General features: G+C 60.5%; 13 protein-coding genes and 1 pseudogene. 8 read left to right on the forward strand and 6 right to left on the reverse strand.

The features are described from left to right. The 8 genes and pseudogenes from F0169_RS12060 to F0169_RS12095 all read left to right on the forward strand — a co-directional run. A partial coding sequence (locus F0169_RS12060; RefSeq protein WP_241679111.1) for an acyl-CoA synthetase occupies positions 1–852 on the forward strand: 852 nt, incomplete at its 5' end. Continuing rightward, entirely contained in the window at positions 849–1619 is a 771-nt protein-coding gene (locus F0169_RS12065; RefSeq protein WP_058415542.1) for an ABC transporter ATP-binding protein, read from the forward strand. The genes F0169_RS12060 and F0169_RS12065, both read left to right, overlap by 4 nt. Next, positions 1619–2500 (forward strand): branched-chain amino acid ABC transporter permease, encoded by an 882-nt coding sequence (locus tag F0169_RS12070; RefSeq protein ID WP_152746656.1) that lies wholly within the window; start codon positions 1619–1621, stop codon positions 2498–2500. Before F0169_RS12065 ends, F0169_RS12070 begins: the two co-directional genes overlap by 1 nt. A gap of 4 nt (positions 2501–2504) precedes the next feature. Further along, entirely contained in the window at positions 2505–3554 is a 1050-nt protein-coding gene (locus F0169_RS12075; RefSeq protein ID WP_152746657.1) for a branched-chain amino acid ABC transporter permease, read from the forward strand. Positions 3555–3577: 23 nt separating this feature from the next. Next, positions 3578–4918 carry an ABC transporter substrate-binding protein gene (locus F0169_RS12080; RefSeq protein WP_152746658.1) on the forward strand — a complete coding sequence of 447 codons (1341 nt, stop codon included), beginning with the start codon at positions 3578–3580 and terminating at the stop codon, positions 4916–4918. A gap of 3 nt (positions 4919–4921) precedes the next feature. Further along, positions 4922–5689, forward strand: a complete 768-nt coding sequence (locus F0169_RS12085) for an ABC transporter ATP-binding protein (RefSeq protein ID WP_152746659.1) — start codon at positions 4922–4924, stop codon at positions 5687–5689. 12 nt (positions 5690–5701) lie between these two features. Beyond that, positions 5702–7105 carry an FAD/NAD(P)-binding protein gene (locus F0169_RS12090; protein ID WP_152746660.1) on the forward strand — a complete coding sequence of 468 codons (1404 nt, stop codon included), beginning with the start codon at positions 5702–5704 and terminating at the stop codon, positions 7103–7105. Between the two features lie 201 nt (positions 7106–7306). Beyond that, positions 7307–7670, forward strand: a pseudogene (locus F0169_RS12095) (Tn3 family transposase); the annotation flags it as partial. A gap of 370 nt (positions 7671–8040) precedes the next feature. Here F0169_RS12095 and F0169_RS12100 read toward each other — a convergent pair. From F0169_RS12100 to F0169_RS12130, 6 genes are all read right to left on the reverse strand, one after another. Continuing rightward, positions 8041–8763, reverse strand: a complete 723-nt coding sequence (locus tag F0169_RS12100; RefSeq protein ID WP_152746661.1) for a DUF4225 domain-containing protein — start codon at positions 8761–8763, stop codon at positions 8041–8043. After that, positions 8760–9245: an Hcp family type VI secretion system effector gene (locus F0169_RS12105; protein WP_152746662.1), complete on the reverse strand. Its 486-nt coding sequence runs from the start codon at positions 9243–9245 to the stop codon at positions 8760–8762. Before F0169_RS12105 ends, F0169_RS12100 begins: the two co-directional genes overlap by 4 nt. Positions 9246–9730: 485 nt before the next feature. Further along, a complete protein-coding gene (locus F0169_RS12115; RefSeq protein ID WP_152746663.1) occupies positions 9731–10978 on the reverse strand; it encodes an efflux RND transporter periplasmic adaptor subunit in 1248 nt (415 codons plus the stop codon). Then, on the reverse strand, positions 10968–12449 hold the full coding sequence (locus F0169_RS12120) for a TolC family protein (protein ID WP_152746664.1): 1482 nt from the start codon (positions 12447–12449) through the stop codon (positions 10968–10970). The genes F0169_RS12115 and F0169_RS12120 overlap by 11 nt, the downstream gene beginning before the upstream one ends. Further along, positions 12442–13641, reverse strand: coding sequence for an ABC transporter permease (locus tag F0169_RS12125; protein ID WP_152746665.1), 1200 nt, complete (start codon positions 13639–13641; stop codon positions 12442–12444). The genes F0169_RS12120 and F0169_RS12125 overlap by 8 nt, the downstream gene beginning before the upstream one ends. Beyond that, entirely contained in the window at positions 13638–14342 is a 705-nt protein-coding gene (locus tag F0169_RS12130; RefSeq protein WP_152746666.1) for an ABC transporter ATP-binding protein, read from the reverse strand. Before F0169_RS12130 ends, F0169_RS12125 begins: the two co-directional genes overlap by 4 nt. Between the last annotated feature and the right edge of the window lie 147 nt (positions 14343–14489).

Below are 14489 nucleotides of genomic sequence, written 5' to 3' on the forward strand. Positions count from 1 at the left end.
CAGCTCGGCAATTTACCCAAGGCGCTGGAGCAACTGCGGCATTGGGCGCAGACCACGCCGCTGCAAACGGCGTTGCGCCACAAGCGCCAGGGCCAGTGGTATGCGTGGCGCTGGATTGATGCCCTGCGCGATGTCGAGCGGCTGGCTGATGGTTTGCGCCAAGAGGGTTTCAGCGAACAATCGCGCCTGGCTTTAAGCGGGCCCTTTGAGCCGAACCTGCTGTTACTCGCCTTGGCGGCCGAGTCGGTCGGCGGGCAGGTGCTGACCCTGGCCGATGACCTCGAACCGCAGGTCGTGCAGCAACACCTGTGGCGTATCCGCCCCACCCACGCTTACGTGCAAGCTCGCCGGCAACGGCCGCACTGGCAGTCGGCCAACCCGTTGGATTACGCGCAACTGCTCGGCCCGGTCGACCCCGCGCAGAACCTTTCGCGCTGGTGGCAACCTGCGGGCGAAACCGCGTTGTGGAGCGAGGAGGGCACGCATTGGCAGGGCGGGCTGGCGGTGTTGCTGGAGCAATGGCTGAGCCGCGGCCACAGCCTGGCTTTCCCCGAAAGCCTGGCCTCGGCCCGCCGTGACCGCGGCGAAGTCGAGCCTACCGGTTTGCTGCTGTCACCTGCGCGTTTACAGCACGTGGCCGATGACATCGAAGGTCGCCTGGCGCCCCTCGGCAGTTGGCGACGACGGTTGTGCGATTGGGCGATTGCCCACCCGCAAAGCGGCCTGCGCCGGTTGCTCAAAAACCGCGTGCGCAAACTGCTTGGCTTCCAGCGGTTGGCTTATATCTGGCAACCGCTTAAATCAACTGCCGAGCCTGCCTGGCTGGCTGAATTCAAACGGGATACCGCATGAGCCAAGCCATTTTAGAGGTGCGCGATATTTCGCTGTCGTTCAAAGGGGTCAAGGCCATCAATGGCTTGTCGTTCGAGGTGCAGCGCGGCGAAATCTGCGCACTGATCGGCCCCAACGGCGCCGGCAAAAGTTCGTTGCTCAACGTGCTAAACGGCGTGTATCGCTTCGACGCCGGTGAGATCGTCTTCGAACAACAACACTTCCATCGCATCGACCCGCTGGGCGCCGCGCGCCGAGGCATTGGCCGCACGTTCCAGAATAATGCGCTGTTCAAAAAGATGAGCGTGCTCGACAACCTGCTCACCGGCTTGTCGCGGCATCTGCGCAGCACCTTTATCGAGCAAGCCCTCGGCCTGCCGCGTGCACGGCGTGAAGCGCGCGCGTTCCGCCTGCGCGCCCAAGGCATTCTTGAGTTCCTTGAACTGCAAGCGCATCGCGATGTGTTGGTCGGCAACCTCTCGTATGGCCTGCAAAAGCGCGTGGAGCTCGGCCGCGCATTGATCGCCGGGCCAAGCCTGTTGCTGCTGGATGAACCGATGGCCGGGATGAACGCTGAAGAAAAACAAGAAATGGCGCGCTTCGTCGCCGACGTCAACCGCGACCTCGGCACCACCGTGGTGTTGATCGAACACGACATGGGCGTGGTGATGGGCTTGTCCGACCATGTGGTGGTGCTCGATTACGGGCGCAAGGTCGGCGATGGCACACCCGCCGAGGTGCAAGCCAACCCCGAGGTGATTGCCGCCTACCTGGGAGTTGCCCACTGATGACCTTTTTCTTCGAAACCCTGCTCGGCGGCCTGCTCGCCGGCACTATGTACTCGCTGGTCGCCATCGGCTTTGTGCTGATCTACAAGGCCAGTGGCGTGTTCAATTTTGCCCAGGGCTCAATGCTGCTGTTTGCCGCCCTGACCTTCGTCAGCCTGCATGACCAAGGCGTGCCGTTTGCGCTGGCGTTGCTGCTGACGGTGATCGTGATGATCATCGGCGCCTTGCTGATCGAGCGGCTGGTGTTGCGACCCTTGGTCAACCGTTCGCAAATCACCTTGTTCATGGCCACGCTGGGCCTGTCATTCATCATCGAAGGCCTGGCCCAAGGCTTGATGGGCTCGCAGGTGCGCGCGCTGGACGTGGGCATTGATGACGTGCCGCTGTTTGTCGGGCCACTGATGCTCAGCCAGTTCGACTTGATCGCTGCCGCTGCCGCCGTGGTGCTGGTGACGGTGCTCGCGCTGCTGTTCAACAAGACGCGCATCGGCGTGTCGCTGCGCGCAGTGGCCGACGACACCACGGCGGCGCTGTCGATCGGCATCAACCTCAACCGCATCTGGCAGATCGTGTGGGCGGTCGCCGGCGTGGTCGGGCTGGTCGCCGGTTTGCTCTGGGGCGCGCGCCAGGGCGTGCAGTTTTCGTTGTCGCTGGTGGTGCTCAAAGCCTTGCCGGTGTTGATCATCGGCGGCTTCACCTCGATTGGCGGAGCGATTGTCGGCGGCTTGATTGTCGGCGCGGCGGAGAACCTCGCCGAGGTGTATATCGGCCCGCTGATCGGCGGCGGCATCACCCCGTGGTTCGCCTACGTATTGGCCTTGGCCTTCCTGTATATCCGCCCCGCCGGCCTGTTCGGCGAGCGTGCCATCGAGCGAGTGTGAAACCATGTCGATACCTGTTGCTCAACACACCGCGCCTTTGCTGCTGACTCAGCGGCGCGTGCCCTGGGGCCTGCCGGGCCTGCTGCTGGTGGCGTTTGTGGCGGTGCCGCTGTGGGGCAATGACTACTGGCTGAACGCAATTTTGATCCCGTTTCTGGTGCTGTCGCTGGCCGGGCTCGGCCTGAACCTGTTGACTGGCTACACCGGGCAAACCTCGGTCGGCGCAGCCGGGTTCATGGCCGTGGGCGCGTTTGCTACCTATGGTTTTCTGCTGCGCCTGCCGGAGCTGGGCTTGCCGGTGGCGCTGCTCGGTGGCGGGGTTATCAGCGCATCGGTCGGCTTGTTATTCGGCTTGCCCAGCTCGCGGATCAAGGGCTTTTACTTGATGGTCACCACGCTGGCCGCGCAGTTTTTTCTCGAATGGCTGTTCGTAAAATTCCCCTGGTTCTACAACTATGGCTCATCGGGCACGATTTCTGCGCCCAGGCTGGCGCTGTTCGGGCATGACCTGAACACCCCGCTGGGCCGCTACCTGCTGACGCTGGTCACGGTGCTGCTGCTGACCTTGACCGCGATCAACCTGGTGCGCAGCCAAGTAGGGCGCAACTGGATGGCGATTCGCGACATGGACACCGCCGCCGCAGTGGTCGGCATTCCGGTGGTGCGCTACAAGCGCCTGGCGTTCGCCGTCAGTTCGTTCTACTTGGGCATCGCCGGTGCGCTGTGGGCGTTCGCTTACCTGGGCACGGCCAGCGCCAGTAGCTTTGATATTAATCGTTCGTTCCAAATCCTCTTCATCATCATTATCGGTGGCATGGGCAGCATCGCCGGCAACTTCGTCGGCGCAGCGTTTATCAGCTTGTTGCCGATTTTTCTCAGCCACGCCGGGCAAGCTTTGTTTGGCGGTTCGGTGGATGCGGGGCAGTTGCAGAACCTGCAAAAAATCATCTTCGGCGTGTTGATCATCGTGTTCCTGATCAAGGAACCCGAGGGCTTGATTCGCCTGTTGCACAACCTGCGTGATCGGCTGCGGCAGTGGCCGTTGCGCTTCTAAAACATTCCATCAAGAGAATTCCCATGCGTGCATCCTTGAAACGTTCCCTCGCCGGCGCTGCCTTCGCGCTGGCTGCATTGGCCAGCGCTGTGCTCCCGGCGATGGCTTCGCCCGACCAGCAATTCATTCCGTTGGCCACCTACCGTGTCGGCGCTTACGCGTCGAGCGGCGTGCAAGTGTGGGCCGGGATGATCGACTACCTGCGTTACATCAACGAGGTCGAAGGCGGCATCAATGGGGTTAAATTGGTCTGGCAGGAATGCGAGACCGAATGGACGGCGGAGAAGGGCATCGAGTGCTACGAGCGCTTCAAGAATGGCCTGGATGGCGCGCCGGTCGCGGTGTATCAGCCCAACGGCGCCCCGGCCGCGTATGCGTTGAGCGAGCGCGCCGAGGTCGACAAAATTCCGCTGATCACCTTGGGTTACGGGCGTACCGAAGCCACCGACGGCACAGTGTTCCCGTACAACTTTCCGGTGATGCTGACGTTTTACAGCGAGGCGTCGACCCTGGTGAATTACATCGCCCAGCGCGAAGGCGGTTTCGACAAACTCAAGGGCAAGAAGATCGCCACGGTCTACCACGACTCGGCTTACGGGCGTGAAACCCTCGGCCCGCTGAAGTTGCTGGCGGAGAAGTACGGCTTTGAAAATATCCAGATCCCGGTCGCCGACCCTGGCAACGAACAATCTGCGCAATGGCGCCAGGTGCGCCAGGCCAACCCGGACTGGGTATTTTTGCGCACCTGGGGCGTGTCCACCCCGGTGGCGGTGAAGACGGCCGCGCGCTTCGGCTTCCCGGTGGACCATATCATCGGCGATATTTGGGCCAGTTCCAGCGAAGACGTATTGCCCGCAGGCGCCGCCGCCAAAGGCTACCTGGCACTCACGCCGTACCCCGCCGGTGCCGATTTCGAGATTCACAAACGCCTCAAGCAATTCGTCCTCGACAAGGGCCACAGCGACCTTAAGGACTTGAAAAACTTCGGCAGCGTTTACTACAACTCCGGCCTGGTGAACGCCGCCGTGGCGGTTGAAGCGATCCGCACTGGCCAGGCCAGGTTCGGCCAGCGCCCACTGAATGGCGAGGAAGGCCGTTGGGGCCTGGAGCACCTGAATATCGACGACGCGCGCCTCAAGGCCATGGGCTACTTGGGCTTGATGCAAAACCTCAAACTGTCGTGCCGCGACCACGAAGGCGGCGGTTCGGCGCGCGTGCAGCAATGGGATGGCGCCAATTGGACGCTGATCAGCGACTGGATCGCCGCCGACCGTGCGCTATTGCGCCCGTTGATCGATGAAAAGTCCGCCGCCTTCGCCAAGGAAAAAGGCCTGACGCCACGCACCTGCACCGGGGATGAATAAACCATGCGCGAGCCTGCAGCCGAGCCAGCCAGCCAAGCGCTGCTGAGCGTCAATGACATTGAAGTGATCTACGACGGCGCGATTCTCGCGGTGGCCGGGGTCTCGTTGAGCGTGCCCAAGGGCGCGATTGTGGCCTTGCTCGGCGCGAATGGCGCGGGCAAAAGCACCACCCTCAAAGCCATCTCGGGTTTGGTGCGTGCCGAGCGCGCCGAGGTCAGCCGTGGCGTGATCGAGTATGCCGGCCGCGATTTGGCCGGTGTCGACCCGAGCCAGCGCGTGCGTCAGGGCATGGTCCACGTGCTGGAAGGCCGCCATGTGTTCGGCCAACTGACGGTGCAGGACAACCTGCGCAGCGGCGGCTTTGTGCGGCGCCTGAGCCGTAAAGACATGGAACACGACCTGGAGCGCATCTACGCCTGGTTCCCACGGCTCAAGACCAAGCGCCACACCCGCGCCGGGCTGACCTCGGGTGGCGAACAGCAAATGGTCGCCATCGGCCGGGCCTTGATGACGCGGCCGACGTTGGTGCTGCTCGACGAACCGTCGATGGGCTTGGCGCCGATGATCGTGCAGGAGATTTTCGAGATCATTGCGCAGCTCAACCGCGAACAGCAGGTGAGTTTTTTGATCGCCGAGCAGAACATCAACGTCGCGCTCAACTATGCGTCGCAGGCTTACGTGCTGGATACTGGGCGGGTGGTGTTGAGTGGCGGCGCCGCTGAGTTGCTGGCGCGGGGTGATTTGCATGATATTTATCTGGGTAAACAGTAAGGGCGAATGTGCATGACTGAACCTACCCGCAACGCTGATGTGCTGATCATCGGCGGCGGCCTGAGCGGCACCCTGTTAGCCATGCAACTGCTGCGCCTGCCGGGGCGGCGGCGGATTCTGCTGATCGAACCGCGCGCCGAACTGGGGCGTGGTGAGGCCTACAGTGCCGTCGAGCTGGGCCACACGTTGAACGGTAATGCCGCGCGCATGAGCGTCGACCCGGACAACGCCGATGACCTGACGCAGTGGCTCACCCACTACCTCGACGGCGGCGGTTGGCCGCAAGCGCACGAGCAGTCGGTGCCGGTCAGCGAACTGTTCCCGCCACGCGGTATTTTTGGTGTGTACGCGCAACAGCGCTTGGCCGAGGCCAAGGCCTTGTCTGCAGCCAGCGTTGAACACGTGCGTGCCGAGGTGGTTGACCTGCAAGTGGACGCAACGTCAACCCTGCTGACGCTGGACAACGGCCAGCAACTGCGCGGCGCCTGCGCGGTATTGGCCACTGGCATGTTCCCGGCGGCGCGCACGCCACAAACCGAGCCCAGCGGTTTGAACGCGGCGGCGGTGGACCCGTGGGACGTGCAGGCCATGCGTCAACTCGACCCGCAGGCGAGCGTGCTGATTATCGGCTCCGGTCTGACCATGGTGGATGCGGTGGTTTCGCTGGAACAGGCGGGCCATCGCGGCCCGATTGAGGTTTTTTCACGTCACGGCCTGCTGCCGCATGTGCGTCGGCAACCGCCGAGCTGGGCGGATTTTCTGGCCGACGATCACCGCCTGCGCAGCCCGCGGCAATTGCTGCGCGAGCTGCGCCGCCAATGCCGCCTGGCGCTGGCCCAAGGCATCGATTGGCAAGCGCCGCTGGACACCGTGCGTGCGCACATCACGCGCTTGTGGAGCCAGGCCAGCGAGCGCGAGAAGCGCCAGTTTGTGCGGCACGTACGGCCCTGGTGGGAAAGCCATCACCATCGCTCGCCGCCGTTGAGTGCGCAGTTGGTGGCGCGGTTGCATGCGCAAGGGCGGTTGCGGGTTCAGGCGGCGTCGTTCAAGGGTGTGGTGCCTTCGGGTGAGGGCGTGACCCTTCGTCTGCGGCGTCGCGGCGAGCACGCGGTTAGCGAGGTGTCGGGGGCGGCGTTGATTAACTCCAGCGGCATCGAATACGACTGGCGCCGTGTGGCTCGGCCGTTGCCGCAGCAGTTGCTCAAGCGCGGGTTGATTCAGCCGGGGCCGCTGGCGCTGGGGATTGCGGCGGATGCGTCTGGCGCGGTGCTGGATGCGCAAGGCCGGGTCAGCCAGCGATTGTTCGCGCTGGGCCCGCCGTTACGCGGGATGTGGTGGGAAAGCACGGCGGTCACCGACGTTGCACTGCAAGCCAAGGCGCTGGCCACCAAGCTTGCCTGCCATGCCAGCGTTTGAGTCTGATGTATTAAAGCAGCTTAAAAGCGCTTTTTGTGGGAGCGGGCTTGCTCGCGATTGCGGTGTGTAAGATAAATATCTTTCAACTGACACACCGCGATCGCGAGCAAGCCCCCTCCCACAGAAAGCAAAAAAACAGATCTGCCGTGTATGCAAAACCCGCCCTTGATCCGCTTCAACCACTCAGGTCGGCTTTCAGGCCGTCGTGCTCTTGCCCCTGATCTTGATCTGAGAAGCGCTCCGTTAAACCACGATGCCTGCGGGCGGGCCGTATTCCATGGCAAGCGCGGCGAGCTGCGCCAGCGCTATCGCGAAGGTCAAGAGGATCAACTCCGTGCCTTGGGCCTAGTGGTGAACATCGTTGTGTTGTGGAACACCCTCTACATGGCGGCAGCCGTGGAATGGCCAAAGTAGCACGGCTACCCTGTGCTAGGCGAGGATCTGGCTCGGCTATCGCCGCTGATCTGAGCACATCAATATGCGGGGAAGGTATTCATTCGCGGTGCCGGAAGAGGTCGCCCGAGGTGAGCTACGGCCACTGCGTAATCCAGGCGATGACCTGTGAGGATAACCAGAGCGCGTCGTTGAAACCCTTCTGGAGAGGTATTGATTCGGTGTGAGTTTACTTTCGTGAAAACCAGCGCCTTGCATCTTCCTTGGTAGGTATACACAACACTTGAAATATGGAACTTATAAAAGCTACCCATCTTACTGCATCGTTGCTTTCAAAAAGATTTTTAGACTGAAAGTAGAATAACATATAACCATATCGAGCGACGCTTAGTTGATTCCCGCCCCATAGGATTAAAACTGCAAAAAAAACATAAAATCTCCAATATGAAAGCGTTTTTCCTGAGATTTTTTTTGATGTAGAGTAGAATAACAAGAAGACTGCTAGAGAGGTAAGCGAATACACTATTGTTATTAGCAATGAATCACTTGTCATGGCTTATCGCCTCCTGATACATGAAGTTCATTGTTGCTGTGTCGGAAATAACTTCGAGTGTTAATGCTCCCTTGCTTGCATTTTCATATCCGCGCACATAATCAGTACGCACATATCTAAATAAACGCCAAGCGTCTGGTTTTAATACCATCCTTCCGGCGCCATATGCAGAAAGTCCCACGTCAATTGCTCCATAAGCCATATTCCCTTCAAATTCTCCGGCTCCCATTGCTTTAGCAACTTCTTGGTAAGTCTTTCTAACTGGCCCCTGGGTATCTGAGCGTTTTCCCCATAAATTTCGACCATTCTCATACGTGTTGTTAGCACCATGGAGCATCAGAGGGGCACCGGCGAAAAGGCACAGCGTGCCAACTGATGCATAGCATATCCCTGCACCTGCTGCGAATTGGATCGCTCCTGCGATTACACCAACACCTTTCTGAGCAACCTCCAGTGACTGACTTAGCAGACTGTTTTGCTCATCCTTTAACTCTTTTAGTCCTTGCTCAGCGCTTTTATTACCCTGCGAGACATCATTAACAATGCTTTTGGCATAATAAGCGACTTCGCGGTTGAATTGCAGGCGCAGCGTTCCATCTTTAATATGTCTAGCGCCTAATGTGCTGGCTTGACTACCCAACTTTGCGGCGGCTTGGCTAACCATCCAATAATCACAGCTACCAGGCATGCAACTTTCGCTTGTTGGCTTCATTCGTTATTTCCCCACGTACTGTATCCGCTGGTGCCAGCAGCGTGGTGGGTCCACGTGATTTCACGGTAACGTATGGCTACATGTTCTTGCGGTTCGGCGTCGTTCTGCAAAATAGCGTGGGGCATTTCAAGTGTCAAGTTAGCAATAATTCCGCCATTGACCGCGATAGAATAGAATTTTTCCTGCAGGCCAAAGGAAGACACTCGATAAAAACTGATTGTACAGTTTATTTCTTCTCTGGATGAGAGTGCTTGAGCGAGGAGCGGAGAAGCCTTATCAACGTTTTTGGTGATCAGGATTGGACTATGTGTTGGCTTATTAATATTTCCGATATTGACCATGTTGTGGGTGTAAGACAGAACCATAATTTCGTCGGTATGCCCGGTCTGACACTTGTTGCCAATAGAGGCTTGGGTTGAACAACCTGCTGAGATCAGTCCTTGAGCCTTGCCAGTGATCGTTATGTAACCATGGTTAGCCATACGTGCCACTCCTTTTTAGACAGCCCAATATCCTATTACAAGGGTCTCAGAAGCGATGTAGTACACTTCCGAAATCCTGTTCGGAATATGTACCGCTTAGGTCCAGCGGCTCGGTAAAGGACCGGGCCAGGTAAGTCTGCGGGCTGGTCGCGAAACCAGGAGCCCTAAATCAGTCAGGAAGCCGAGATGTGCAATTGTTTTATTGAGGCGGATGCCTGTGAAGAGGGCTCTGAGCTGAGGTGGTAGGGCTTACGTTGGTTTTTGGTTCCATTGCGCCCCAAACCCCGCTTCCGGCCCTATCAAAAGTGACTCGCTGTTAAGAGCGGAACCGATATAAACCGTTACCCAACTACCGGGTATACACTCAAAACCCCAGCCACAAACCTGAACGCTGCAACCTGGAACTGGTCAAGTCAGCCTAAATTTCAATAGTAAAAAATTGGTTATTTGTCGTTTGACAGGAGCGCTTTTGATCTAACCACTCCTTAGCTCCCGACCCTCACAAACCCGGGCTTGAGACCGAATACCTCAACACCTTGCGGGGTCGACTGTCCGGTGGTGACCTTCACCCGCTCCACCGGCTGATCCATCGCGGGCCGATACTCAACCGTCAGGTCCGGCTGGATAGCCTGGCTCGGAATCACAATCGCCTGCGCATTGTTGTAAGTCACAATGCTCAGCCGCGCACTCATGCCCAATCGCACCCGCTGCATCTGTTGCGGCGTCAGCTTGGGAATCGACAGCGTCACTGCAAATTGCGCGCTGCCCTGGCCGTCGCCGGCAATCGCCAAACCACTCACCACACTCACCGAGCCGGTCAGCCGTTCGCCATCGAACCCATCACCCAGCACCTCTACCGTCTGGCCGGGGTGCAGTTGGTTGATGTCCAATTCCGAGACCTTTGCGACGATTTTAAGCCGCTCGATATTCGCCAGGCCAAACAACACTTGCCCCTGGCTGACCTTGCTGCCGGCCTGCACCGGTGCGTTGTTATTGCCGCCACTTTGCGCTGAGTTATTGCTGCCGGGGGCGGGCACCACGATGCCGGAGAACGGCGCCTTGACGGCTTGGCCATCGAGCAACGTGTGCAGAGCGTCGTACTTCACCGTGGCGTTGGTCAGCTCCATTTCGGCGATCTGTTTGTACTCGCCTTTGCCCTGATCCTGCGCCTGCTGCAGTTCGCTGCGTGCAGCGGCGAGGTCGAGCTGTTGCTGTTGGGCCTGCTGCTTGAGATCGTCCAGCTCGTTGCGTGGGATGATCCCGCGCTTGAACAGGTTTTCGCTTTCAGTCAGTTTGCGTTGGGTGTTGCCGGCGGTCATTTCGGCTGTGCGCAGGCTGCGGCGGGCGCGGCTTACGGCGGGGCCGCTGTCCCAGTCTTGTAGTTCTTGCACGGCACGGCGGGCCTTGAGTTGGGCGGACAGGGCATCGCGCAGTTGCACGTCGAGGGTGGTCGGGTCCATTTGCAACAGCACCTCGCCTGCCTGGACGCGCTGGCCTTGTTCCACCCGATTGGCCAATACGTTGCCATCGAACGGCGCGGTGAGGGTGAGGGTGGTGTCGGGTTCGATCTTGCCCACCAGGCCGATCTGGTGCACCAGCGGGGCGGGTTTCACCGCCAGCCATTGTTCGGTCGCGGCAGGCTGGCGGCTGGCCGGGCTGCGCAGCGCAATACCAGCGCCCGCCAACAGCACGACGATCACGGCACCCAGCAAGTATTTCTTATTAGTAGTCATTGAGGCTGATTTCCCAACTTTCCAGCGTCATGCCCAGCGTCAAATCGAGCTGGGTCTGGGCGTTCAAATACGCGATCAACGCATTCAGCCGCGCGTTTTCGGCGTTGCGCAGGTCGGTCTCGAAACTCAGCACCTGGAAGTTGGTGGAGCGCCCGGCGCTGAGTTTTTCCCGCTCTATGTCGATTTTGCGCCGCGACAACTCCACGGCGCGCTGCGAAATTTCATACTGGCGCCAGCGCGTGCCGAGGTCGCGCACCACGTCGTTGACGTTGCGTTCCAGTGCCTGGCGCGCATCGCTGATGCGCAGCGCTTGATCTTCCACGTTGACCCGTGCGCGCACCTCGGCCTGGCGTGTGCTGATGTCGCCGATAGGGATCTGCACCTGCACCCCGGCATAGCTGTTCCACGTGCGGTTAGTGTGGTTGCCGTCGTCGTTGTTGCTGTAGGCGTCGCGCAGTTGGTTGGCGCCGGCCACCAGGTCAACCTGCCAGCGCCCGGAGTCTTTGGCGATCACCAGGTTGAGGTCGGCCTGTTGGCTGCCGAGCAGGGCGGCGAGGTATTCCGGCTGTTGGCTTTGCGCCAGGTTAAAGGCCTGGCGTTTGTCGATGCTCATCGGCTCGGCCTCCAGCGCCTCACTCGCGCGGATTGGCGTAGACAAGTCGAGGGCCAGCAGGCGTAGCAGCGCCAGGCGGCTGGTGTCCAGTTGGTTGCGGGCCTCTTCCACGCCCAATTGCTGGGTGGCAATATCGGCTTCGGTCTGCACGATGTCGAACTCGGCCATGCGCCCCGCGCTGATCAAGGCCTTGTTCACCTCCAGCAAGGCCGTGGCGCGTTCAAGCGCATCCTGCACGATGCTCAACTGCTCTTGGGCACGCAGCAGCTCACGGTAGGTGGCGATGATCTGGCTGATGGTCTGCGCCACGGTAGCCTTGAGGTTCAAACGGTTGGCCTGCTCCGACAGGCGCGACAGGCGCAGCGGCGCGGTGGTGGCGTCCCAACCGGCGCCGCGCATCAGTGGTTGAATCAGCGCCAGGTCGAGGCCGTCGCTGCGGTAGCGGCCGGCGCGGTCGGCGTTGTTCAGTTGTTGGGTCCAGGCCATGCTCAGCCGGGTGCCGTATTCGCCAAGCAAGCTTGCATTCGGTGCCAGGTTGGCATTGCGCGAGGTGTCGGCCGAACCGCGACTTTGGCGGTAATAACTGTTGAGGCTGAGCTTGGGGTTGAAGGTGTCTTCGGCCACGCGCAGGTCGAACTTCTGCGCCACCCGTTGCAGGTACGCGCTGCGGATCGCCGGGTTTTTGCGCAAGCCCAGGTACACCGCGTCGCCCAGCGTCAGGGTGGTGACTTGGGCGTTCAGCGACACGCTGCGGTCATAACCGCTGCGGGTGGTGCTGGGCGCGGACGGATTGATCAGCACGTCGGCGGCCATGCCCGGCAGGCTTGTCAGTGCCAGGAGCAACAGCCATTTACTCATCGCGCAAGGCCTCCACCGGCTGCAGCCGCGAGGCCGCGATCGCCGGGTAAAGGCCAAAGAACAGGCCCACCAGCAGCGTACTGCCAACCCCCAGCGGCAGGGCCGCGGCCGCCAGCGAAAACTGCCAGCCCGACAGCCAGGCATAGAGCCAGGCGGCTGTCATGCCGAGCACTGCGCCGCACAGCGCGCCGACGGCGGTCAGGCTCACCGCCTCCAGCAAAAACAAGTTGCGGATGTCTCGCCGGCGCGCGCCGAGGGCCATGCGAATGCCGATTTCACGGCGGCGCTCCGCGACATTCATCAGCATTACGTTCATCACGCCGACACCGCCGCCCACCAGAGAAATAGCGCCCAACGCCAGCAACAAATAAGCGAACGTACGGCTTTGCCGGGTCATGCCGTCGATCATTTGCTGGGGCACCTGAATATCGACGTCGTGTTCGCTGAGTTGGCTTTTCAATGCGTTGGCGGCGTCACGGGCGATGCGCTCCATGTCTTGGCCCGGCGCAGCGCGGATGATCACATTGCCGATTTGCGGCGTGGGGTAGATACGCCGCATGCCCTCGGCGGGGATGAACAACGATTCGTTGGCTTGCACCGGCAGCAGCATGGCGCGGGGTTGGTTGTGCAGGATGCCGACGATCAGGAACAGGTAATCATTGATGCGGATGCGGTCGCCGAGCTTCAACGGCGCGCCCGGTGCGCCCAAGGCCTGCGCGAGTTGATCGCCGATCACGGCGTAGGTCTCGTTGGCGTCGAAGGCGGATAAAAAGCGCCCGCTGCGCAAGGCCAGGCGCATGGCGTCCTTGAGGCCCGGGGTGGCGCCGACAAAGTTGGCGTTGGTGCTGCGGCCGTGGAACACGATTGGCCCGCTGAACACGCTGAGTGCGCCGATATGCGCAATGCCGGGCACCGCTTGGCGCAGCGCCTCAAGGTCGAGGCTGGCGGGCATCGGTGCAGTGCTGTTGCCTTTGGGCGGGAACTGAACGAGCAGGGTGTCGGTGCCCATGTCCTTGAAAATCATCGCGGCATCCACCGCCGCGTTGTGGCCGATATTGATCAGCGCCACCACCGATGAACTGCCGATGACAATACCCAGCAAGGCCAGGACCGAGCGTTTGCCGAGGGTGCGCAGGCTCACACAGGCTTCGTGCAGCAACTGGCTCAGGCTTTGGTCGACGCGCGCATTCATGGGCGCTCCGCCTCATGCACCACGCCATTGCGCACCAGAATTTTGCGCTGCAGGCGCTCGGCAATCTGCGCGTCGTGGGTGACGATGATCAGCGTCACCTGTTGCTCGCGGTTGAGGGCCAGCAGTATGTCCATGATCTCTTGGGCGGTGCTGCTGTCGAGGTTGCCGGTAGGTTCGTCGGCGAGGATCACCGAGGGTCTGCCGACCAGCGCACGCGCAATCGCCACGCGTTGGCGCTGGCCACCGGAGAGGTCGGCCGGGCGGTGCTGCGCACGTTCGGCCAGGCCGACTTGCTCAAGCATGCGCAACGCCTGTGCGACTGATTCATGCCGCGACACGCCGCGATAACTCAAGGGCAGGGCGACATTCTCCAACGCGCTGAGGCGCGGCAGCAGGTTGAAGCTCTGGAACACAAAGCCGATCTGTTGATTGCGGATCGCTGCCAGTTCATCCGGCGTCGCGTTGAAAATATCGTGGCCGGCAAACTGGTACTCGCCGCAGTCCGGCAGGTCGAGCAGGCCGAGGATATTGAGCAGGGTGCTTTTGCCGGAACCGGAAGCGCCAAGAATGCCGCAGCTGTCACCGCTGGCGATGGACAGGCACACATCATTAAGGATGGGCAGGTGCTGGCCGGCGAGCTGATAGCTTTTGCCGATGCCTCGCAGGCAAATCAGGCCAGGGTGCGTGGGGGTTACTGTCATCGTGACTACGCCTGCAATCCCGACGCTGCCGTCACGCTCCCGGTAACGCCTTGTAACGAGCTCGGGAGCTTTTTGATGCGCGTCACGGACTGGTTTCGTTTCTTGTTTTTAAAATATTGTTTGAATAGTAGCCGCGTTGAATCCGCT

It is taken from the genome of Pseudomonas kitaguniensis, from assembly GCF_009296165.1.
In the GTDB taxonomy this organism is placed as follows: domain Bacteria; phylum Pseudomonadota; class Gammaproteobacteria; order Pseudomonadales; family Pseudomonadaceae; genus Aquipseudomonas; species Aquipseudomonas kitaguniensis.

Excerpts from the sequence above, each read along its gene's own strand:
- F0169_RS12065 (WP_058415542.1), top strand. The coding sequence starts at position 849 with ATGAGCCAAGCCATTTTAGAGGTGCGCGATATTTCGCTGTCGTTCAAA.
- F0169_RS12070 (WP_152746656.1), top strand. The coding sequence starts at position 1,619 with ATGACCTTTTTCTTCGAAACCCTGCTCGGCGGCCTGCTCGCCGGCACT.
- F0169_RS12075 (WP_152746657.1), top strand. The coding sequence starts at position 2,505 with ATGTCGATACCTGTTGCTCAACACACCGCGCCTTTGCTGCTGACTCAG.
- F0169_RS12080 (WP_152746658.1), top strand. The coding sequence starts at position 3,578 with ATGCGTGCATCCTTGAAACGTTCCCTCGCCGGCGCTGCCTTCGCGCTG.
- F0169_RS12085 (WP_152746659.1), top strand. The coding sequence starts at position 4,922 with ATGCGCGAGCCTGCAGCCGAGCCAGCCAGCCAAGCGCTGCTGAGCGTC.
- F0169_RS12090 (WP_152746660.1), top strand. The coding sequence starts at position 5,702 with ATGACTGAACCTACCCGCAACGCTGATGTGCTGATCATCGGCGGCGGC.
- F0169_RS12100 (WP_152746661.1), bottom strand. The coding sequence starts at position 8,763 with ATGAAGCCAACAAGCGAAAGTTGCATGCCTGGTAGCTGTGATTATTGG.
- F0169_RS12105 (WP_152746662.1), bottom strand. The coding sequence starts at position 9,245 with ATGGCTAACCATGGTTACATAACGATCACTGGCAAGGCTCAAGGACTG.
- F0169_RS12115 (WP_152746663.1), bottom strand. The coding sequence starts at position 10,978 with ATGACTACTAATAAGAAATACTTGCTGGGTGCCGTGATCGTCGTGCTG.
- F0169_RS12120 (WP_152746664.1), bottom strand. The coding sequence starts at position 12,449 with ATGAGTAAATGGCTGTTGCTCCTGGCACTGACAAGCCTGCCGGGCATG.
- F0169_RS12125 (WP_152746665.1), bottom strand. The coding sequence starts at position 13,641 with ATGAATGCGCGCGTCGACCAAAGCCTGAGCCAGTTGCTGCACGAAGCC.
- F0169_RS12130 (WP_152746666.1), bottom strand. The coding sequence starts at position 14,342 with ATGACAGTAACCCCCACGCACCCTGGCCTGATTTGCCTGCGAGGCATC.